Here is a 20,064-nt window from a genome sequence, read left to right on the forward strand (position 1 = left end):
TTCTCCGGTCAGCGCAGCAGCGGGCGCAGCAGTTCGCGGGAGATGATGTGCCGCTGGATCTCGGAGGTACCTTCCCAGATCCGCTCGATCCGCGCGTTGCGCCAGATGCGCTCGACCGGGCCTTCGTCCATCAGGCCCATGCCGCCGTAGATCTGCACGGCTTCATCAGCGACCTTGCCGAGCACTTCGCTGGCGAACAGCTTGGCCATGCCGGCCTCGCCGTCGGTCATGCTGCCCTGGTCCATCTTCCAGGCGGTGTGCAGGGTCAGCAGTTCGGCGGCGCGTATCTGCGTGGCCATGTCGGCGAGCTTGAACGACACGCCCTGGTAGGTGCCGATCGGCTGGCCGAACTGCTTGCGGTCGGCTGCCCATTGCAGCGACACGTCGAGCGCGCGCTGGGCCTGGCCGACGCAGTTGGCGGCGACCATCACCCGGCCAGCGGTGAGCCAGGCGTTGGCCACGTCCCAGCCCTTGCCGACTTCACCGAGCACCTTGGCAGCCGGCACCTTGCAGTCATCGAAGAACAGCTCGTAGGTGTGGTAGCCACGGTTGCTCACGCATTTCGGGCCGCGGCGGATGGTCATGCCCGGGGTGCCGCGGTCGACCAGGAAGGCGGTGACGGCGTTGCGCTTCTTGCCGTTGTGCTCGTAGGTGTCGGTGACGGCGAAGACGATGGCGAAATCGGCGTGTCCCGCATGGCTGATGAAGTGCTTGCTGCCGTTGATGACGAAGTCGTCGCCTTCGCGCACGGCGCGGGTCTTGATCGAGTTGGCGTCGGAGCCGGCGCCCGGTTCGGTGAGGGCGAAGCAGTCGGTCTTCTCGCCACGGATGCACGGCAGCAGGTAATCCTCGACTTGCTGGCCGGTGCAGGCCATGAGGATTTTCGAAGGCCGGGCGACGAACACGTGCAGGGCCCAGGTAACTTTCGACAGTTCGCGTTCGATCAGCGCCTGGGACAGGTAGTCGAGGCCACCGCCCCCCACTTCCTCGGGCATGTTGAACGCGTAGAAGCCGGCGGCGATGGCCTTGCCACGGATCTGCGCGGCAAGTTCCGGGGAGACTTCGTCGGCGCGGTCCACGGCCTCTTCATGGGGCAGCAGCTCCTTGGCGACGAAGCTACGTACGGCATCCACCAACATTTCTTGTTCTTGAGTCAGTTGGAAATTCATGGCCTGTTCCTGGGTAACCGGGGAATGAGTGAGTGCTTATTTGCCGCTGAAACGAGGTGCGCGTTTTTCCGTGGCGGCGCGCAGGGCTTCGCTGCCGTCTTCACTGCGCCCGCAGAGCAGGCCGGCGGCGAGTTCTGCCGTCAGCTGTTCGGCCAGCGTGCGCGAGGCGCCGTCTCTGATCAGGCGCTTGGTCTGGGCGTAGGCGAAGGTCGGCCCCTGGGCTAGGCGTGCGGCCAGCTCGGCGGTGGCGGTGGCCAGTTGGTCGTCGGCGACCACTTCACCGACCAGGCCGGCAGCCAGTGCGCGCTCGGCGCCCCAGAGTTCATCGAGGAACAGCAGGCGCTTGGCCTGTTCGCTGCCGATCAGCCTTGGCAGGTGCCAGCTAGCGCCGGCGTCCGGCGAGTAGGCCATGCTGGTGTAGCCGGCCTTGAAGCGCGCCGACTGGGCAGCCAGGCGCAGGTCGCAGCACAGCGACAGGTCCATGCCGGCGCCGACGGCGGTGCCGTTGATGGCGGCGAGGGTGGGCTTGTCCAGGGTGTGCAGGCACTGCATCAGGGCGTGGGCGGTTTCGGTCCAGCCGTAGGTTTCCAGGGCGCCACGGGCTTCGGCCTCGGCCCATTCGGCGAGGTCGGCGCCGGCGCAGAAGCTGCGGCCTGTGCCGGTCAGCACCACCACGCGCACGGCGGGGTCGGTGTTGTAGGCCTCGAGGGTGGCGTGCAGTTGCTTCAGGGTCGGGATGTCCAGCGCGTTGCGCTGATCGGGGCGGTTCAGGGTGATCCAGGCGACGCCGGCTTCGACTTGCGTGAGTAGGGACTGCTGAGCGGTCATGACGGGCCTCGGATTATTGTGATGGGTATTTGAGGTGCGATCCGAGGCTCATGCTAAACGAGTGTTCAGTAAGGAGGCAATTGGGTGCCAGGACGCTGTGTAACAACAGCTAAATTTAGTTATCTGATTGTTTTTAAGGGATTTATTAGCAATTCGAGGGTTGCGTCGGGCAACGCTGTTACAACTTCGCACAACTGCGCAAGCTACAGGTCTCGCAAGCACATCACAGGTTTTGGGTGCCGTGAAGCACCTGTGGGAGCCGGCTTGCCGGCGATGGGGCCAGAACAGGCTCATCACGGTTGCCTGGTCTGGCCCCATCGCCGGCAAGCCGGCTCCCACAGGGAGTGCGTGAGGCTCACGCCACCGGCATATCCGGCTCCAACCCAATTCCCTGCCGCTTGCGCTGCACCAGGAAATACGCCACATAGCACAGCGCAATAAAGCCGAAGCCCCAGTACAGCGAAGGCCGCTGGGTCTCATCCATCGCCAGAAACACGAACAGCGAACTGCACAGGGTGATGCACAGCAGCGGCACCAGCGGGTACAGCGGCGCGCGGTACTTGAGCTCGCTCAACTGCCCGCCATCACGCAGGAACTGCTGACGGAACCGGTACTGCGCCAAGGCAATCACGATCCAGGTCACCGTGCCCGACATCCCGCTCACCGCCATCAGCACCATGAACAAGGTGTCGGCGGCCACGAAGCTGGTCATCAGCGAAATCAACGCAAAACACAGGGTGATGAACAGCGCGCGCAGCGGCACGCCACGGCTGCTCAGCGGCGACAGGCTCCTGGGCGCCATGCCGGTCTTGGACATCGCCCAGAGGATGCGGGTAGAGGCATACAGGCCGGAGTTGCCCACCGACAGGATCGCGGTGAGGATCACGAAGTTCATCAGGTCCGCCGCAAAGGGAATGCCGACCATGTCGAACACCTGCACGAACGGGCTTTCCATCAGCCCGGCCTGCTGCCACGGCACGATCGCCGAAAGCACCACGATGGCCAGCACATAGAAGATCAGCACGCGGAACACCACGTTGCGCACGGCCCGCGGGATGCTCTTCTCCGGCTGGTCGGTCTCGCCCGCTGCCACGCCCATGATCTCGCAGCCCTGGAAGGCATAGACCACGGTCATCATCACGGCGAACACCGCCGACAGGCCATTGGGGAACAGCGAGTCGCCGATCAGGTTGCTCATCATCGGTGCCGGTGCGCCGCTGGTCAGCGGGATCGCGCCGAAGATCACCAGCACGCCGACGATGATGAAGCCGAGAATCGCCGCCACCTTGATCCCGGCGAACCAGTATTCCGCCTCACCGAAGGCCCGGGTGGCCAGCGCGTTGATGCCGAACAGCACCGCGACGAACAGCGCCGACCAGTACCAGATAGGCACGCCGGGGAACCAGCGCTCCATCAGCATGCCGGCAGCGGTGAACTCCAGGCCCACGGTGGTGGCCCAGCTCATCCAGTACACCCAGCCGATCATGAAGCCCGTGGCCGGGCCGATGAATTTCGTCGCATGGGCCTGGAATGAGCCGGACACCGGCATCTGCACCGACAGCTCGCCCAGGCAGACCATCACCAGGTACATCAGGAAACCAGCCACCAAATAGGCCAGGATCGCGCCCACCGGCCCGCCCTGGTTGATGGTCACGCCCGACCCCATGAATAACCCGGTGCCGATCACGCCACCGAGCGAGAGCATGAAGATATGCCGGCTCTTCAATGCCCGTGTGAGGTGGATACCTTCAGCTTTACGGCCTTTCATTATTATTATCTCCAATAAGCGTCGAAGACCGCGTGTGCAGCGGTTGACCCGATTATTGGAAAGCGATGTAAGGCCCGGTTGATCGTAAAGATCAAAGATGTAAAAAGTCGTAAGGTTTTTGTTGCTCAGGCAGCCAGCAGTTCCGCCAGGCTGTGTTCGGCACGCTGCAGGTGCTCGCGCAGCACCTCGGCCATGGCCTGTACACCCGGCTTGTCACGCGCCATGGCGCTTTCCTCCAACTGGCGCAAGACTGTCGCCAAGCCGCACAACCCCATGGAATCACTGCTCCCGGCCAGGCGGTGAGCCAGGTGAGTCACCTCGGTGCAATCTCCCGCCTCCACGGCTTCGAGCAACGGTTGGCGATGTTGTGCCAGGGCGTCACACAGACTGGCCAGTAGGCCCTGCAGCTTCTGCTCGCCCAGCAACGTGCGGTGCGTGGCCAGCAGTTCGTGGTCAAGCCAGGTGGCCGAGGGCGGTTGAAGCGGCTGCCCCTGCCCGGCGAGGGCCCGGCGCAGGTTTGCAAGCTTCAGCGGCTTGCCCAGCACGCCCTGCATGCCAGCGTCCAGGTAAGCACGCACCAGCCCCGGCTGCACGCTGGCGGTCAGCGCCAGGATGCGCGTTTCGCGGTTGGGCGTGTCGCCGCTGCGCACTTGCCGGCACAGCTCCACGCCGCTGATACCCGGCAGATGAACATCCAGCAGAAGCAGGTCGTAACGCTGCTGCGCACACCGCTGCAAGCCCTGCTCGGCATCCTCGGCCAGCCACACCCGGTGCCCGTCACGCTCCAGCAGGCCGCGCACCACTTCACGGTTCAATGCCACGTCTTCCACTACCAGTACGTCCAGAGACGCTGCCCTGCAATCCGCACTCGCCACAGCCTGAGGCGGCAACGCCGTCTCCAGCGCCAGCTCGAACCAGAAGCAACTGCCCTGCCCTTCACGGCTGCGCACGCCAATCTGCCCACCCATCTGCTCCACCAGGTGCTTGCTGATCGCCAGCCCCAGCCCGGTGCCGCCATAGCGCCGCGCAACCGCCTCGCTGGCCTGGACGAAGCGGTCGAAGATCTTCGGCTGCATCGTCTCGCAGATGCCGATGCCATCGTCGGTGACGCTCAGGCGCAGGTGCTGGCGATCCGGCGCCTGCCGCAGCACCTCGACCTCGATCAGTATCTCGCCACCCTCGGTGAACTTGATGGCATTGGCCAGCAGGTTGCTCAGCACCTGGCGCAGGTACTGCTCGGCGCCGTGCTGGTAAACCGCCAGTTGCGGGTCGAGGCGGCAGAGCACCACACTGTCATTGGCCAGTGCGCGGGGTTCGAGCAGGGTCAGCACCTCGTCACAGAGCTGGCGCAGGGAGAAATCCACGGCTTCGGGGTGGCTCTCGCCTTCTTCGAGGCGGGCGAAGTACAGCACTTCGTTGAGAATGCTGAGCAGCCCTTCGCCTGCCTTGTACAAGGCTTCGAGCCTTTTGCGATCGGGCGCCGCGAGCGCCGCGCCACGCAGCAGTTCGGCCATGCCGAGAATACCGTTCAACGGTGTGCGCAGTTCATGGCTCATGGTGGCAAGAAAGCGCGACTTGGCAAGGTTGGCGGCCTCGGCATCGTCCTTGGCCCGCATCAGGCTCGCGGTGCGGCGTTCCACCTGCTTCTGCAGCTCGTCGCGCTTGCCCTGCAAGGCCAGGCGGTCGGTCTCGCGGCGCTCGATATCGCTGAGGATCGCCCGGCGCATGTCGTCCAGCGCCAGCGCCACACTGTCGATCTCGTCCGGGTGCGGCGAGCGGCGCTTGCTCAGGCGCAGCGGCTCGTGCCATTGCCCGGCACCGATACCTCGGGCGAAGTCGGCCATGACCTGCAGGTGGCGGGTGACCAAGCGGTAGAACAGCCCGGACAGCGCCAGGGCCAGGCCGCAGAGGAACACGCTCATCCACAGCAGGCTGGTCAGCCCGGTGGTGAACAGACGCCGGTGCACCGCGCCCAGGTCGATGCTCACTTCCAGCTCGCCAAGGTGGCGCACAGACCCTGAGGGCGGCTGGTAATCCAGCGCAAAACGCTCGACCCGCAGCGGTCCCCTGGGCGCTGCATCGCCCTGCTGCAAGGTGAAGTCTGGGCTGTTCAGGCGCACCAGCGCCACGTCGGAGAAGTCCACCAGCCCGCGCAGTTGTACATTGAGCTGCTCTTGATTCAGATCCCAGAGGCTGCGCTCCAGACTCTCCAGATACCCCGCACGGATCAGCGCCATGCGCCCATCGATCTCGCGCATCTCGCGGCGGTATTCGAAATACAGCTGCACGCTGCTGGCCAACACCGTGAAGCACAGGCTGAACAGCAGGATGAACAGCAACAGCCGTCGCAGCAGGCCACCCGGTTGCAGGCGGGTCATGGCTGGCTGACCATGTCGCGGTAGGTGACCTCGCTTTCATGCAGCCAGCGCTCCAGCTCACCGGCGTCGGTCATCTTCTGCAGTTGCGCGTCGATCTCGCCCATGTGCGTGCTCAGCGGCGAACGGCGCGACACCGCCACCCGCAGGTAGTCGACGCTCAGTGCCGGTGGCAGCGCGACGATGTCGCGGGCGCCGGGCAGGTGCTCGACGAACAGCTGGCCGGTGCGTCGCTCCTGGATCACGAAGTCGATGCGCCCACGTATCAGCTTGCCGAAATTCTGCCCGCTGTCCGACACCCATTCGATGTTCTGGTGCCGGGCCACGAAACGGTCGAACTCGGGGCCGTAGCTTTCGCCGAACAGCAGCCCGCCGCGGTACTGGGCCAGATCTTCGAGCTTCTCGAATTTCAGCGGCCGCTGGCGATTGGCGAACACCGCCACCTCCTCGCGCAATACCGGCACCTGGGAAAAGCGCATGGACTGGGCGCGCTGCTCCGAGGTGTAAGCCAGCACCACATCCACCCGCCCTGCGGCGGCATCGAGCAGGCAACGCTGCCAGTTGCCCAGCACCACCATCTCGACCTGGTAACCCAACCGCCCGAACAGCTCGCGGACCACGGTCGGCGCCAGCCCGCGCGGCTGCTTGCCATCGCTCCAGGACACCGGCGGGTAGACTGGATAATCGCAGTAGCGAATGGTTTCGGCAGCCTGCACCACCGTGCTGGCCAGCAACACCAGCAGGCCGAACAGGTACCGGCTCACGCGGCCACGCTGGCGGTGAACAGGTAGCCGGCACCGTGGATAGTGATGATCAGTTCAGGCTCGGCGGGGTCATCATGCAGCTTGCGCCGCAGGCGACCGACCAGCACATCGATGGAGCGGTCGTTGGGCACCCATTCGCGGTTGCGAATCTGGTCCATCAGCTGGTCGCGGCTCAGGGTATGGCCGCTGTTGCGCAGGAACACGCTGAGCAGCTGGAATTCGCCATGGGTCAGCAGGGTCTCGGCACCCTGCCCGTCGATCAGGCGGCGGCGGTCGCAGTCCAGCGACCAGTCGCCAAACTGCTTGAGGGTCGTGCTGGCCGGCCCGACCGGGCGGGCGCCCTGGGCATGACGCACGCGGCGGATCAGGTTCTTCGCGCGGGACACCAGTTCACGGGGGTTGAGCGGTTTGCTCACGTAGTCGTCGGCGCCGCACTCCAGGCCGAGGATGCGGTCGATCTCGTCGTTGCGCCCGGTGATCAGGATGATCCCCACTTCCGAGCGTACCCGCAGCTCGCGGGTCAGGGTCAGGCCGTCCTTGCCGGGCAGGCGAATGTCCAGCATCACCAGTTCCACCGGCTGCTCGGCCAGCAGCGTTTCGGCCTGCTCCGCAGTCGCGGCGCAGTGGACGACATAGCCTTCCTGGGCCAGGTAGGCCTGGAGCAAGTCACGAATCAGCGGATCGTCGTCGACGATCAGTACGCGAGAGGTCATTGCGTAGGGTCCTGAGTCGCCCGAAGGCGTGTTTCTTATTAGAGTGGGCCAAGACTAGCGACTGCTGAACGGCCGATCAACAGGCCGCAGGGTGGGAGGTGAATCGTTGCCGACCGCCGGCCTGCAGGCCGTCGACCCAAGCCTCGCAGATCTGCACGCCCTGGGCCGGGGTGAAGGTGCCCGGGTTCAACCCCGACTCCAGCCACAGCCCGTCGAGCAATGCGCTGAGGCTGATGGCGGCGAGGTCAGCGTCGAAGTGTTCCCAGCCCTCCTCCTGGGCCAGCTCACTGAGCAAGGTGCGCAATTCGCGCCGGTATTCACCGTAGGAATGATCGTGCACCTGGTTGATCGCCTCGGCGGTCTTCACCGCGCCCCAGAACGCCAGCCAGGCGTCGAGCAATTGCGGGTCGAGCAGCTCGGCGCTGAACGAGCCACGGAAGAACGCCGACAAACGTTCGCGGGCATTGGGCGCAACCTGCGCCATGGCCTCGCGCAGCAGTTGCATTACCCGGCCGGTGACCGCCATATAGGCTTCGGCCACCAGCTCGTCCTTGCCGGAATAGTGGTGGCTGATCAGCCCCACGGACACACCGGCCTCGGCGGAGATCTTGCGAATCGAGGCGCCCTGGAAGCCATGACGCTTCAGGCAGGCCAAGGTGGCCTCGACCAGATTGGCCTTGCGCAGTTCGGGTAGCATGCGGCTGAAGCGGGCTTCCTGGGTCATCGATCGTCCTCGAACGGGGGATAGCACAGTTGAACGACTGTACAGCAAGTCGCGTTAAACGCGATACTCCGGCAGCACCTGCTTCAGCATCCACGACAAGAACAACAGAGGCTCCTGATGACCGACCTGATCCAGCACGAACTCGACGAAGGCCTACTGACCCTGCGCCTGAACCGTCCGGACAAGCTCAATGCCCTGACCAACGCCATGTACACGCGCCTGGCGCAGCTGTTCGAGTCGGCCAACAGCGACCCTGCGGTCGAAGTGATCGTGGTGACCGGCAGCGCCGAGTGCTTCACCGCCGGCAACGACTTGCCCGACTTCCTCGACCAGCCCCCGACCGACCTGCAAAGCCCAGTGTTTCGCATGATGTGGGCGGTGCTGGCCCTGGACAAGCCACTGATCGCCGCCGTTGCCGGGCCGGCGATCGGCATCGGCACCACCCTGCTGCTGCATTGCGACCAGGTGCTGGTGAGCCGCGACGCCAAGTTGCGCACGCCGTTCGTGCCCCTGGGCGTGTGCCCGGAGTTTGGTGCAAGCCTGCTCCTGCCACGGCTGCTAGGGCATGCGCGGGCCGCGCAGTTGTTGCTGTGCAGCCAGTTGATCGATGGTGAAAAGGCGGTGAACTGGGGGTTGGCGACCGAGCTGTTCGACGATGGCGCGCAATGCCAGGCCGCCGCCGTGAAACTGGCGCGACGCCTGCAGCAGCTGCCGGCTGATGCGCTGCGCATCAGCAAGCAGTTGCTCAAGGATGCGCATCGCGAAGCGCTGGCGGCGACGGTGGCCAAGGAAGGGTTGCTGTTCATCGAGCGGTTGAACAGTGATGAGGCCAAGCGCGCGCTGACGGCAATGGCCAAGCGCTAGGGGTTCTGCACCGGGTGCTGCGGCCGGCCTCATCGCCGGCAAGCCGGCTCCCACAGGGGGCGTGCAGCACTCAAGCACTGTAAGGTCTCTGTAGGAGCTGGCTTGCCAGCGATGAGTCCCGACCAGGCGACGACAATATCAGCGCGCTGACATCGCCCGGATCAGCCCAGCCAGTTTCTCCCCGATCATGATGCACACCGCATTCAGATTGAGAGGTTTGCCAACGAGACCGAGGGGCTCGGTGGCAAACCCGCTTTAACGCGAGAACAACCGACAGGGTCATGGTCGCGGCCGTGAACGCCGAATCCGTGCCGCGTTGTTGAACCGTTACAGCTCCTGATAGATGAGGTCTATCACCCCATCCACCCTATCGATTTGACTGCGTCAAATTGCCTCATTAACGTGCCGCCCCTCATCGAAGAGGCCTGGCCCTCTTCCACGGCGCTGCCGTCGTCCTTGCGTTAGAGTTGTCGAAATGTCTGTAAATACCCCCTCCCGCATCACCGAGCTGGCCATCGAGGCCGGCGTCAAGAAAGCTCACCTGCCCACCCGCACCACCTTGATCCTCGGCTTTCTTGCCGGGGCGTTCATTTCGCTCGGCTTTCTCCTGGCGATCCACGTCAGCACCATGATCCCTGCGCAATGGGCCTCGTTCGGTACCCTCTTGGGGGCTGCGGTGTTTCCCATCGGCCTGATCCTGGTAATCCTGGCCGGTGGCGAATTGCTTACCGGCAACATGATGAGCCTGCCCCTGGCAATGTTCGCCGGGCGCATTCGCCTCTGGGCGGTGGTGCGCAACTGGGCCTGGGTGACCCTGGCCAACCTGCTCGGCGCGCTGTTCGTGGCCTACTGCTTCGGCCACCTGCTCGGGCTGACCGAAGGCGCGTACCTGGCCAAGACTCTGGCGGGCGCCACCAGCAAGGTCGACGCCAGCTTCGTGCAGGCGTTCGTATCCGGCATCGGCTGCAACTGGCTGGTGTGCCTGGCAGTTTGGCTGTCCTATGCCAGCCGAGAAATGAGCGGCAAGATCCTCGGCATCTGGTTCCCGATCATGGCCTTCGTCGCCATCGGTTTTCAGCATGTGGTAGCCAACATGTTCTTGATTCCGGCGGCGATCTTTGCCGGGTACCTGAGTGTGTGGCAGCTGCTTGAAAACCTGCTGGCGGTGTTCCTGGGCAATGCCGTGGGTGGGGCAATCTTCGTGGGGCTGGCGTATTACGCCTCGTATGGTGCTTCGGCAGCGGAGCAAAGCGCTGCCCAATAATGGCGCGCCTGAAGGCAGGCGTGACCGAGCACGTTTCTTGACGCGGTGACCGCAGAGACCGCCGCCGCACCCAGCCACTGATCATTCGTCAGAAGCTGCTCTGCACCTTCACCCCCAGCACCCAGGCATCGTCGACCTCGTTGCCCTGCAGCGGTTGGTAGCCGGGGTTGTCGTAGTCCGTCTGCGGGTTGGACGCGTTGACCAGGCGCTGGTTGTCGCGATAGCGCGAGTTGGTGTGGATGCGCGCCACGCCAACGCCGATATCGTCCTGGGGACGGGCGTCGAACAACCCTTTGTAGGTGAGCCCAGCCTGGAGGAAGTGCCCGACCTGGCTGGTTTCCCGGTCCGGCACCGTGACGTTGGCGAACAAAGACAGACCGCGCTGGGGGTCACCGTCGTGGGCCGTCACCTGCTGCTGGGCGACGAGCCAGTAACCGTACTTGCTGTCGCGGGCCAGCTTGAAGGTGGCATCTTCCCAGCCCAGGATTTTCTGCAGGTCCAGCTTGGCGCCCAAGGTGAACTGGCCGCTCCAGCGCGCGGTGTGGTCCTGGTCATAGCCGCCGTGGGCGTTGTAACCCAGCTCGCCGACGTAATCGAGGGTAAGGTCGTAGCCCTTCTGCAGCAGCTCGTTGCGCACGCCGCCCCAGTCTCCGGTCATGCCCGGTGCATCGGGGGCGAACATGCCGGCCGCCTGGGCAGCCTGACTCCCGCCAGGGCCATGGTGGTGAGCGCAATGCCCTTGAGCCAGGCGCAGGGGTGCCCGCCGTGTAAATCAGCGTATTTCATCGTGTATGGCCTCTTGTTGTTATTGTGTTGGGGGCCTCATCGCCGGCAAGCCGGCTCCCACAGGTACCCCACTGAGCTCAAGAACGGTGGCATCCCTGTGGGAGCCGGCTTGCCGGCGATGAGGCCTGTTGCGTCAAAGCAGGTCTTGCAGCTGCGGAACCACCTCGAACAAATCCCCCACCAGCCCGTAGTCAGCCACCTGGAAGATCGGCGCTTCTTCGTTCTTGTTGATCGCGACGATCACCTTGGAGTCCTTCATGCCGGCCAGGTGCTGGATCGCGCCGGAGATACCGACGGCGATGTACAGCTGTGGTGCAACGATCTTGCCGGTCTGGCCGACCTGCATGTCGTTCGGCACGAAGCCTGCGTCGACCGCAGCGCGCGAGGCACCGACGCCGGCGCCGAGCTTGTCGGCCAGGCTGTACAGGTGCTTGAAGTTGTCACCGTTGCCCATGCCACGGCCGCCGGAGACGACGATATTGGCAGTGGTCAGTTCTGGGCGGTCGGACTTGGCCAGCGCTTCGCCGACGAAGGCGGAGATACCGGCGTCGTGCGCGGCAGCAACGGTTTCAACGGCAGCCGAACCACCTTCGGCAGCCACGGCGTCGAAGCCGGTTTTCGTCCTGGCCCGTACCGACCCGGCTGCCGGCAAGCGCGGCATGAGCATCTTCATCGTCGACTGCCACCTGCCGGGTGTGTCCAAGGGGCCGAAGGAGCACACGATGGGCCAGCGCGCCTCGCAAGCGGGCGGGCTCAACTTCGACAACGTCGAGCTGCCCGCCGATGCCCGTGGCCGACACTCGCCGCGCCCTCGAAGAAGCCGCCGAGCTGCAGGCGGCGTGTTTCATCATAGTGGTGGGCGGCCTGCCGGAAGGCTCATGCGACCTTGCCGACGCCCGCGAACAATTCACCGAAGGCATCGGCTGGCTGCTGAAAGACGCCCGCCGCCACGGTGTCGAAGCCGCCGGTTACCAGGGCCCGGTCGAAGTCGAGGTCTTCTCCCGCGACAACTGGTGGCAACGCCCACCGCAAGACGTGCTGCGCACCTGCGCCGAGCGCCTTCAGCAGTGCTGCTGAGCCCGCACCGCTGCCGACAACCCTCTACTGCGCGACCTCGGTGGGCAGCATCTTCAGTGGCTGGCTGTCGTCACGACTGATCGGCGCCGGCTGGTCGACCCGCAAGGCACGCGATACGGCCATGCTGCTCATGGCCTTGCTGGTGCTGCCGATCGGGCTGGCCAGCTACGTCGACTCGATGTGGCTCATGGTCGGCCTGCTGAGCCTCGCGGCAGCCGCGCACCAGGGCTGGTCGGCCAACCTGTTCACCACCGTGGCAGACAACTTTCCACGCGCTCAGGTCGCGTCGGTGATGGGCATTGGCGGTACGGCGGGGTCGGTGGGCGGCATGATCTTTGCGCTGATGGTGGGGCTGGTCCTGGAACACTATAAGATCTGGGGGCAACTGAACCTGGGCTACAACCTGATCTTCATCGCCTATGCCAGCGCTTACGTGGTGGCCTGGGTATCGATGCGCGTGCTGGCCCGACCGCTGGGTTCAGCAGAGCCTGCGCCCGGTCAGGATGCGCTTCACCGCCTGTGATGGTTACCTGTCTGTTCGGGCCCTATCGCCGGCAAGCCGGCTCATACAGGGCCCGAACAGGTCAGTCGGGGGCATTCGTACCATACCGTACCATTCAATACAGTACGGCAATCAGCCAAACAGCCTTGCCAAGTACCCGAGCTTCTTCTTGTACGACCGCCGCGCCTCCAGCGCGTCCTCCATGCTCACCGGCAGGAATCGCGCCTGCTGGTTCGGCTGCATCTGCCCCACCAGGTCCAGGTCGGCACTGATCACCGTGCCGATCATCGCGTAGCCGCCGCCCGACACTGCATCCCGGTGCAGGATGATCGGCTCGAGCCCCGCCGGCACCTGAATCGACCCGATCGGGTAGCAGCTGTCGACGATGTTCGACGGGTCCGACCCCGCCCCGAACGGCTGCTCACGCGGCTGGAAACTCAACGCTCCACCGCCCTTGTAGCGATAACCGATGCGATCCGCCTCGGACCCTACCGTCCAGGCATCGGTGAAGAAGCGTTGCGCAGCGGCGTCGCTCAGGCGGTGGAAGTACAGCCCCGGCACCACTCGCAACACCACCTCCCCACCCAACGCCTGGCGCAGCGCCATCGGCAGGCTGGCCCCGGCGCGGGTCTTGCCGCTGGCCTGGCCGACGGGTAGCACATCCCCCGCCATCAGCTTGCGCCCGTGGAAGCCACCGAGGGCACCCAAGGCATACGTCGATCGGCTACCCAGCACTTCGGGCACCTCGATGCCGCCAGCGACCGCCAGATACGCGCGCGCGCCCGCCGTAGGGAAGCCGAAACGCAGCACCTGCCCGGCCCTGACCGCAAACGCGGTGTACGGGTGCTGCTCACGGCCATCGAGCAGTACCGGCATCTGGGCACCGCACACGGCCACCAGGGCATCGTGCTGGAACTCGAGCTCCGGCCCCACCAGCGCGCATTCGATGCCGGCAGCGCCTGCGGGGTTGCCGACCAGGTGGTTGGCCGCACGCAGGGCGTACTGGTCGAGCGCGCCCGAGGGCGGAATGCCCAGGTGATAGAAGCCTTCGCGGCCCAGGTCCTGCACGGAAGTCGCCAGGCCAGGTTTGAGTACCTTGATCATGCCAGCGCCTCCTGCAGCGATTTGGGATAGCCGACCGGGTCGGCGAGAAAGGCATCCAGGGAGAACTCCACCGGGCGAATACGCAGGTCGAAGCGCCCGTCCTCAACATCTGCCACGGCCTGGTCGTAGGTGCGCCGGTCGATAGGCTTGAACTGCACGATGTCGCCCGGGCGGAAGAACACCATGTGCTCCTTCAGGTAGGCCAGGCTCTGCTGCGGGTCGTAGATCGGCGCCGGGGTCACACCGAACATCTGGTAGCCACCCGCACCACGCACCGAGTAGATACAGCCGAAACAGCCGCCATGGCCCAGGGTGAGCTTGGGTGTGTCGGTACGCGGACGCAGGTATTTGGGTACCTGCAACTGGCGCTCGCGCTCGACCATCTGGAACATGAACGGCAGGCCGGCAACGAAACCGACCATCGACACGAACCACGGCGCCCCGCTGTGGGCGGCGATGAACGCGTCGACATGGGCCAGGCCGTTGATCCGTGCTGCGTATTCCAGGTCGGTGCTCTGCGGGTCCTGGTGGCGGTCACGAAAACGCATCAGCGTTTCATGGGTCCAGGGGTCGTTGTACAGCACTGGAATCTCGATGATCCGCGTGCTCAACGAGCGCTCCGCCACCGCCTCGGCCTCAGCGCCGCGCACGGCTTCGAGCAAGGTTTCGGGGGCGATCAGGTCGGGGTCGAAGCGGATCTGGAACGAGGCGTTGGCCAGGCACACATCGAGCACGCCCTCCAGCGCCAGGCGCTCGACCGCGCGAGTGACCGCCAGCCCTTTGAAGAAGGCCTCGAGCGACATGCTCTCGCTGACCTCGGCGAACAGGTGCTCGTCGGCACCAAAGCTGTAGCGGATCGGGTGGGTGGCAAGCGGCTCGGCCATGTCTGCTCCTTTTCTTGGAATCTTTATCGGTAAGGCAGGCAAAAACAATGCAGTGCGGCGGGTATCCGTCAACGCGGTGTGCGCACCTCGATACCGGCGTTGTTCAGTGCTGCACGCGTAGCCTCCACCAGGCCCAGGGCGCCCGGCGTGTCGCTGTGCAGGCAGATGGAGTCGAATTCGATCGCCAGGTCCTGGCCTTCGACGGTGCGCACAACACCTTCCTGACAGGCGCGCAGCACACGCTCGGCGACCCGTTGCGGTTCATAGCCGCGCACGTTACGGGTGAACACGATGGAGCCACTCAGGTCGTACTCGCGGTCGGCATAGAACTCGCGCACCACCGGCTGGCCAAGTGCCTGGGCAATGCGGCAGATCACCGAGCCCGGCATGCAGTACAACAGCAGCTCTGGCTCGATCACCTGCAGGTTTTCCACCAGCAGCCGCGCCGCCTCTTCATCACGGGCCAGGTGCATGTACAGCGCGCCGTGCGGCTTGATGTGCTGCAGGCGGATGCCCTGGGCACGGGCGATTTCCCGCAGTGCCCCAAGCTGGTAGAGCATGTCGTCGACCAGCTCCTGGGCCGGCGCGCTGATGTGCCGGCGGCCAAAGCCGACCAGGTCACGGAACCCCGGATGCGCCCCCACCGCCACGCCCAACGCCTTGGCGCGTTCTACCGTGCGGCGCATGGTGCCGGGGTCGCCGGCATGGAAGCCGGTGGCGATGTTGGCCGAGCTGATGAACGCCATCAGTTCGTTGTCGACGCCATCACCGATGCTCCACGGGCCGAAACCTTCACCCATGTCCGAATTGAAATCTACCGCCTGCATGCTTGTTCTCCTGGCGCTTGTGACTGCATGCAGGCCACGTTAGATTCTCCACCGCCCCCTTGGGAAGATCTATAAACAGATAGGGTGTCTTCGGAAAAACAGATACCCAGGAGCCGTCTTCGTGTCACTGACCCTGCGCCAGGTTCGCTACTTCGTCGCCACCGCCGAGATAGGCCAGATCTCCCAGGCGGCGATCCACCTGAACATCTCCCAGTCAGCGGTGACCACCGCGATCAAGGAGCTGGAGGCGATGCTGGGCGTGCTGCTGTTCCAGCGCTCGCCCCAGGACATGAACCTGACCGACGCCGGCCGGCACTTTCTCAACCGCGCCTACGTGATTCTGCGCAGCGTCGACGACGCGCTGAACAGCCCCCTGCCGGATGTGCGCGCCAGCGGCCTGCTGCGCCTGGCGGCCAGCTACACGGTGATCGGCTACTTCCTGCCGCACCATTTGCAGCGCCTGGAGCACTGGCACCCGGATGTGACGCTGCAGGTGCACGAACAGGAGCGCAGCACCATCGAGCAAGGCCTGCTGGAGGGCCGCTTCGACATGGCCGTGGTGCTCACCGCCAACCTCACGCACCCCGACATCGTCTCGGAAACCCTGTTCAACTCCGAACGCCGCCTGTGGCTGCCGAGCCATCACCCACTGTGCGAGCGCTCGGCCGTGAGCCTCGCCGACGTTGCCCGTGAGCCCTTCATCCTGCTTACCGTGGACGAAGCCGAACAAAGCGCCATGCGCTACTGGGAACAGGCCGGCCAGCGGCCCAGCGTGCGCGTGCGGACCAGTTCGGTGGAGGCGGTGCGCAGCATGGTCGCCAACGGCAGCGGCGTGGCGATCCTCTCGGACCTGGTGCACCGGCCCTGGTCGCTGGAGGGCAAGCGCATCGAAACCGTGACCATCAGCGACCCGGTGACGCCGATGAGCGTGGGCTTGGCCTGGCACCGTGAGCGGGCCTTCAGCCCGGCGATGCAGGCGCTGCGCAATTACTTCCATGATGCATTCCTGGCGCCGCAACAGCTTTCTGCGCGGCGCTGAGCCCGTGACCCGTAGCAGCCGAGCCTTTAGACTTGGTGCTTTTTCACTCAAGAGAGCCCACCATGCGCATCACCAGCCCCTCAGCCGCGACCGCCTGCGGCCTGGCGGCGATCCTGTTGTGGAGCACGGCCAGCGGCCTGATCCGCAGTGTCAGCGAGCACTTCGGCCCGATTGGCGGCGCCGCGCTGATCTACACCCTCGGCGCCGTCCTGCTGGTGATGCTGCTTGGCCGCCCTCGCCTGCGCCATGCATCGCCCTTCTACCTGATCAGCGGGTCGGCGCTGTTCGTTGCCTACGAGATCTGCCTGTGCCTGGCCCTGGGTTACGCCGTGAGCCGCACTCAGGCTATCCAACTGGTGGTGGTCAATTATCTATGGCCGAGCCTGACGGTATTGCTGGCGATCTTCATGAACCGCCAACCGGCGCGCTGGCTGATCGTGCCCGGCACCGCCATCGCCCTGCTGGGCATCCTCTGGGTGGTGAGTACCGAGGGGCTGTCCCTGGACAGCATCGCCAGCAACATTGCTTCCAATCCGCTGAGCTACAGCCTGGCGGCCGCCTGCGCGATCACCTTTGCCTTGTACTGCAACGTGACCCGGCGCTATGCCAATGGGCAAAGCCATGTGGTGCTGTTCTTTGTACTGACGGCTGGGGTGCTGTGGGTGAAGTACCTGTTCAGCAGCGAGGCGTTGCCGGCTTTTTCGCTGGCGCACAGCTTGGAGTTGCTCGCCGCGGCGGTGGGCATGGCGGGCGGTTATGCGCTTTGGAACATTGGCATTCTGCGTGGGAACCTGACGTTGCTGGCCACCGCGTCGTATGCGGCGCCGGTGCTGTCATCGGCGTTTGCTGCGGCTTGGCTTGGGGCGCAGCTGGGGTTGCAGTTCTGGCAGGGGGCGGTGCTGGTGACGGCGGGGTCGTTGCTGTGTTGGCAGGCTACGCGGGGGTGAAGGCTTGCCACGACGTCTTTGGTGTTCATGAAATCGAGCGCCGCCCGCGCGGCGCATCGCGGATGAATCCGCTCCTACATTTGTTGCAACGTGCCATTGTCTGTAAGGCCATAGTTGTCCGCTTTTGGCGCCCGCCGAAAAATCGCGCTGGCCTGTAGGAGCGGATTCATCCGCGATGCGCCGCGCGGGCGGCGCTCGGTCTCGTGAACGACACAAACCACCCTACCCCAACCGAACATTCCGCCCCCCACACCGTCATAACTTGAGCACATGCCGACCCGCAGCGAGGACGCGAAATGACCCAGCCCGATCCGTCATACGTCAAATGGCTCGAAGACCGCTCCATGCTCAAGGCCTCGCAAGCGCGGGCCCGCCTGTACTCCGGCCAGTCGCGCCTGTGGCTCAACCCCTACGCCGAAGCCCAACCACGCCGCGCCACGGAAATCGCCTCGGTGTGGCTCACCGTCTATCCCGACGCGATCATCGCGCCCGAAGGCGACTCGGTGCTTGCCGCGCTGGGCCACGAAACCCTGTGGAAGCGCCTGTCGGACATGGGCGTGCAAGGCATTCACACCGGCCCCATCAAACAATCCGGCGGTGTGCGTGGGCGTGACTTCACCCCAAGCATCGACGGCAACTTCGACCGCATCAGCTTCGACATCGACCCGCTCTACGGCACCGAGCAGGAGCTGGTGCAGATGAGCCGCATGGCCGCCGCACACAATGCCGTGACCATCGACGACCTGATCCCCTCGCACACCGGCAAGGGCGCGGACTTCCGCCTGGCCGAACTGGGCCACGATGCCTTCCCCGGGCTCTACCACATGGTCGAGATTCGCGAGGAGGACTGGCCCTTGCTGCCGGAGGTGCCCGCCGGGCGCGATGCGGTCAATCTGCTGCCGGCCCAGTGCGACGAGCTCAAGGCGCGCCATTACATCGTCGGGCAGTTGCAACGGGTGATCTTCTTCGAGCCGGGGGTCAAGGAGACCGACTGGAGCGTCACCGCGCCGATCACCGGAGTCGACGGCAAGACCCGGCGTTGGGTGTACCTGCACTACTTCAAGGAAGGCCAGCCCTCGCTGAACTGGCTCGACCCCAGCTTCGCTGCCCAGCAGATGATCATCGGCGATGCCTTGCACGCACTGGACTGCCTGGGTGCACGCGGACTGCGCCTGGATGCCAACGGTTTTCTCGGCGTGGAAACACGCGCCAGCGGCACCGCCTGGTCGGAAAGCCACCCACTGTCGATCGTCGGCAATCAGCTGATCGGCGGCATGATCCGCAAGGCCGGTGGCTTCAGCTTTCAGGAGCTGAACCTGACCCTGGACGACATCGCGCAGATGTCCAAGGGTGGCGCCGACCTCTCCTACGACTTCATCACCCGCCCGGCCTACCAGCATGCGCTGTTGACCGGCGACACTGAATTCCTGCGCCTGATGCTCAAGGAGATGCAGGCCTTCGGCATCGACCCGGCGTCGTTGATCCACGCCCTGCAGAACCACGACGAACTGACCGTGGAGCTGGTGCACTTCTGGACCCTGCATGCCCACGACATGTACCTGTACAAGGGCCAGACCCTGCCCGGCAGCATCCTGCGCGAGCACATTCGCGAAGAAATCTACGAACGCCTGTCCGGCGAGCATGCGCCGTACAACCTGCGCTTTGTCACCAATGGCATTTCCTGCACCACCGCCAGCCTCATCACCGCGGCGCTGGGCATCCGCGACCTTGAGCACATCGGCCCGGCCGAGATCGAACAGGTGCAGAAGGTGCACCTGCTGCTGGTGATGTACAACGCCATGCAGCCTGGCGTGGTGGCCCTGTCGGGCTGGGACCTGGTGGGTGCCTTGCCGCTGCCGGCCGAGTTGGTGGCCGAGCGCATGCTCGATGGCGATACCCGCTGGATCCACCGCGGCGGCTACGACCTGGCGGGGCTCGCGCCACAGGCCGAGGCGTCGGTGCGCGGCATGCCGCGCGCGCGCTCGCTGTATGGCAGCCTCGATAGCCAACTGGAAAACCCCGACTCCTTCGCCAGCAAGGTGAAAAAGCTGCTCGCGGTGCGCCAGGCATATGGGATTGCCACCAGCCGCCAGGTGCTGGTGCCCGAAGTCAGCAGCCCGGGGTTGCTGGTGATGGTGCATGAGCTGCCGGCCGGGCGCGGGATACAGATCAGTGCGCTGAACTTCGGCCAGGCGGTGATCGCCGAAGAACTGCTGTTGACCGGATTTACGCCGGGAACGGTGGTGGACATGATCAACGAGACGGTCGAGGGGGACCTGACCGAGGATGGGCGATTGATGATCAACCTGGACCCGTTCGAGGCCTTGTGCCTGAGGATCGTCAACAGCAGTGGGCATGTTTGAACCTGCACCGGCCCTGTCGCCGGCAAGCCGGCTCCCACAGGCAACCCACCACTCCAAGGACGCAGG

18 protein-coding genes and 1 pseudogene are annotated in these 20,064 nt (G+C 64.9%); 7 read left to right on the forward strand and 12 right to left on the reverse strand.

All coding sequences use genetic code 11. The features are described from left to right. Positions 1 to 8 precede the first annotated feature (8 nt). From KU43P_RS15055 to KU43P_RS15085, 7 genes are all read right to left on the reverse strand, one after another. Positions 9 to 1,169 (reverse strand): acyl-CoA dehydrogenase family protein, encoded by a 1,161-nt coding sequence (locus KU43P_RS15055; RefSeq protein ID WP_317658162.1) that lies wholly within the window; start codon positions 1,167 to 1,169, stop codon positions 9 to 11. Positions 1,170 to 1,205: 36 nt separating this feature from the next. Continuing rightward, positions 1,206 to 1,997 (reverse strand): enoyl-CoA hydratase/isomerase family protein, encoded by a 792-nt coding sequence (locus tag KU43P_RS15060; RefSeq protein ID WP_317658163.1) that lies wholly within the window; start codon positions 1,995 to 1,997, stop codon positions 1,206 to 1,208. 355 nt (positions 1,998 to 2,352) lie between these two features. Beyond that, a complete protein-coding gene (locus KU43P_RS15065; protein ID WP_317658164.1) occupies positions 2,353 to 3,765 on the reverse strand; it encodes an amino acid permease in 1,413 nt (470 codons plus the stop codon). Positions 3,766 to 3,890: 125 nt separating this feature from the next. Next, positions 3,891 to 6,143 carry an ATP-binding protein gene (locus tag KU43P_RS15070; RefSeq protein ID WP_317658165.1) on the reverse strand — a complete coding sequence of 751 codons (2,253 nt, stop codon included), beginning with the start codon at positions 6,141 to 6,143 and terminating at the stop codon, positions 3,891 to 3,893. Continuing rightward, a complete protein-coding gene (locus tag KU43P_RS15075) occupies positions 6,140 to 6,904 on the reverse strand; it encodes a substrate-binding periplasmic protein (RefSeq protein ID WP_317658166.1) in 765 nt (254 codons plus the stop codon). Before KU43P_RS15075 ends, KU43P_RS15070 begins: the two co-directional genes overlap by 4 nt. Then, positions 6,901 to 7,617, reverse strand: a complete 717-nt coding sequence (locus KU43P_RS15080) for a response regulator (protein WP_317658167.1) — start codon at positions 7,615 to 7,617, stop codon at positions 6,901 to 6,903. Before KU43P_RS15080 ends, KU43P_RS15075 begins: the two co-directional genes overlap by 4 nt. A gap of 76 nt (positions 7,618 to 7,693) precedes the next feature. Next, a complete protein-coding gene (locus KU43P_RS15085) occupies positions 7,694 to 8,341 on the reverse strand; it encodes a TetR family transcriptional regulator C-terminal domain-containing protein (RefSeq protein ID WP_317658168.1) in 648 nt (215 codons plus the stop codon). 117 nt (positions 8,342 to 8,458) lie between these two features. Between KU43P_RS15085 and KU43P_RS15090 the strand changes: the two genes are divergently transcribed. Both KU43P_RS15090 and KU43P_RS15095 read left to right on the forward strand, forming a co-directional pair. Continuing rightward, complete coding sequence (locus tag KU43P_RS15090) at positions 8,459 to 9,205, forward strand: enoyl-CoA hydratase-related protein (RefSeq protein ID WP_317658169.1); 747 nt, start codon at positions 8,459 to 8,461, stop codon at positions 9,203 to 9,205. A 475-nt stretch (positions 9,206 to 9,680) separates the two neighbouring features. Continuing rightward, positions 9,681 to 10,469: a formate/nitrite transporter family protein gene (locus tag KU43P_RS15095; RefSeq protein WP_317658170.1), complete on the forward strand. Its 789-nt coding sequence runs from the start codon at positions 9,681 to 9,683 to the stop codon at positions 10,467 to 10,469. Between the two features lie 88 nt (positions 10,470 to 10,557). Here the strand turns inward: KU43P_RS15095 and KU43P_RS15100 are convergent, their stop codons facing one another. Then, positions 10,558 to 11,217 (reverse strand): carbohydrate porin, encoded by a 660-nt coding sequence (locus KU43P_RS15100; protein WP_411567258.1) that lies wholly within the window; start codon positions 11,215 to 11,217, stop codon positions 10,558 to 10,560. 171 nt (positions 11,218 to 11,388) lie between these two features. Beyond that, positions 11,389 to 11,874, reverse strand: a pseudogene (locus tag KU43P_RS15105) (electron transfer flavoprotein subunit alpha/FixB family protein); the annotation flags it as partial. Positions 11,875 to 12,038: 164 nt separating this feature from the next. Between KU43P_RS15105 and KU43P_RS15110 the strand changes: the two are divergent. Continuing rightward, positions 12,039 to 12,332, forward strand: coding sequence for a hypothetical protein (locus tag KU43P_RS15110; RefSeq protein ID WP_317658171.1), 294 nt, complete (start codon positions 12,039 to 12,041; stop codon positions 12,330 to 12,332). Positions 12,333 to 12,453: 121 nt separating this feature from the next. After that, positions 12,454 to 12,855, forward strand: coding sequence for a hypothetical protein (locus KU43P_RS15115; RefSeq protein ID WP_317658172.1), 402 nt, complete (start codon positions 12,454 to 12,456; stop codon positions 12,853 to 12,855). Positions 12,856 to 12,966: 111 nt separating this feature from the next. Here the strand turns inward: KU43P_RS15115 and KU43P_RS15120 are convergent, their stop codons facing one another. The 3 genes from KU43P_RS15120 to KU43P_RS15130 form a co-directional block, all read right to left on the reverse strand. Continuing rightward, positions 12,967 to 13,938, reverse strand: a complete 972-nt coding sequence (locus KU43P_RS15120; protein WP_317658173.1) for a biotin-dependent carboxyltransferase family protein — start codon at positions 13,936 to 13,938, stop codon at positions 12,967 to 12,969. After that, positions 13,935 to 14,822 carry a 5-oxoprolinase subunit B family protein gene (locus KU43P_RS15125; protein ID WP_317658174.1) on the reverse strand — a complete coding sequence of 296 codons (888 nt, stop codon included), beginning with the start codon at positions 14,820 to 14,822 and terminating at the stop codon, positions 13,935 to 13,937. The genes KU43P_RS15120 and KU43P_RS15125 overlap by 4 nt, the downstream gene beginning before the upstream one ends. A gap of 68 nt (positions 14,823 to 14,890) precedes the next feature. Then, entirely contained in the window at positions 14,891 to 15,649 is a 759-nt protein-coding gene (locus tag KU43P_RS15130; protein WP_317658175.1) for a 5-oxoprolinase subunit PxpA, read from the reverse strand. A gap of 121 nt (positions 15,650 to 15,770) precedes the next feature. On the opposite strand from KU43P_RS15130, the gene KU43P_RS15135 reads away from it, so the two are divergent. From KU43P_RS15135 to treS, 3 genes are all read left to right on the forward strand, one after another. After that, complete coding sequence (locus tag KU43P_RS15135) at positions 15,771 to 16,688, forward strand: LysR family transcriptional regulator (RefSeq protein ID WP_317658176.1); 918 nt, start codon at positions 15,771 to 15,773, stop codon at positions 16,686 to 16,688. Positions 16,689 to 16,750: 62 nt separating this feature from the next. Then, positions 16,751 to 17,635 (forward strand): aromatic amino acid DMT transporter YddG, encoded by an 885-nt coding sequence (gene yddG / locus KU43P_RS15140; protein WP_317658177.1) that lies wholly within the window; start codon positions 16,751 to 16,753, stop codon positions 17,633 to 17,635. Between the two features lie 296 nt (positions 17,636 to 17,931). Further along, positions 17,932 to 19,998 (forward strand): maltose alpha-D-glucosyltransferase, encoded by a 2,067-nt coding sequence (treS, locus tag KU43P_RS15145; RefSeq protein ID WP_317658178.1) that lies wholly within the window; start codon positions 17,932 to 17,934, stop codon positions 19,996 to 19,998. The last annotated feature ends 66 nt before the right edge of the window (positions 19,999 to 20,064 follow it).

The sequence above is a fragment of the Pseudomonas sp. KU43P genome, assembly GCF_033095865.1.
Classification (GTDB): Bacteria; Pseudomonadota; Gammaproteobacteria; order Pseudomonadales; family Pseudomonadaceae; genus Aquipseudomonas.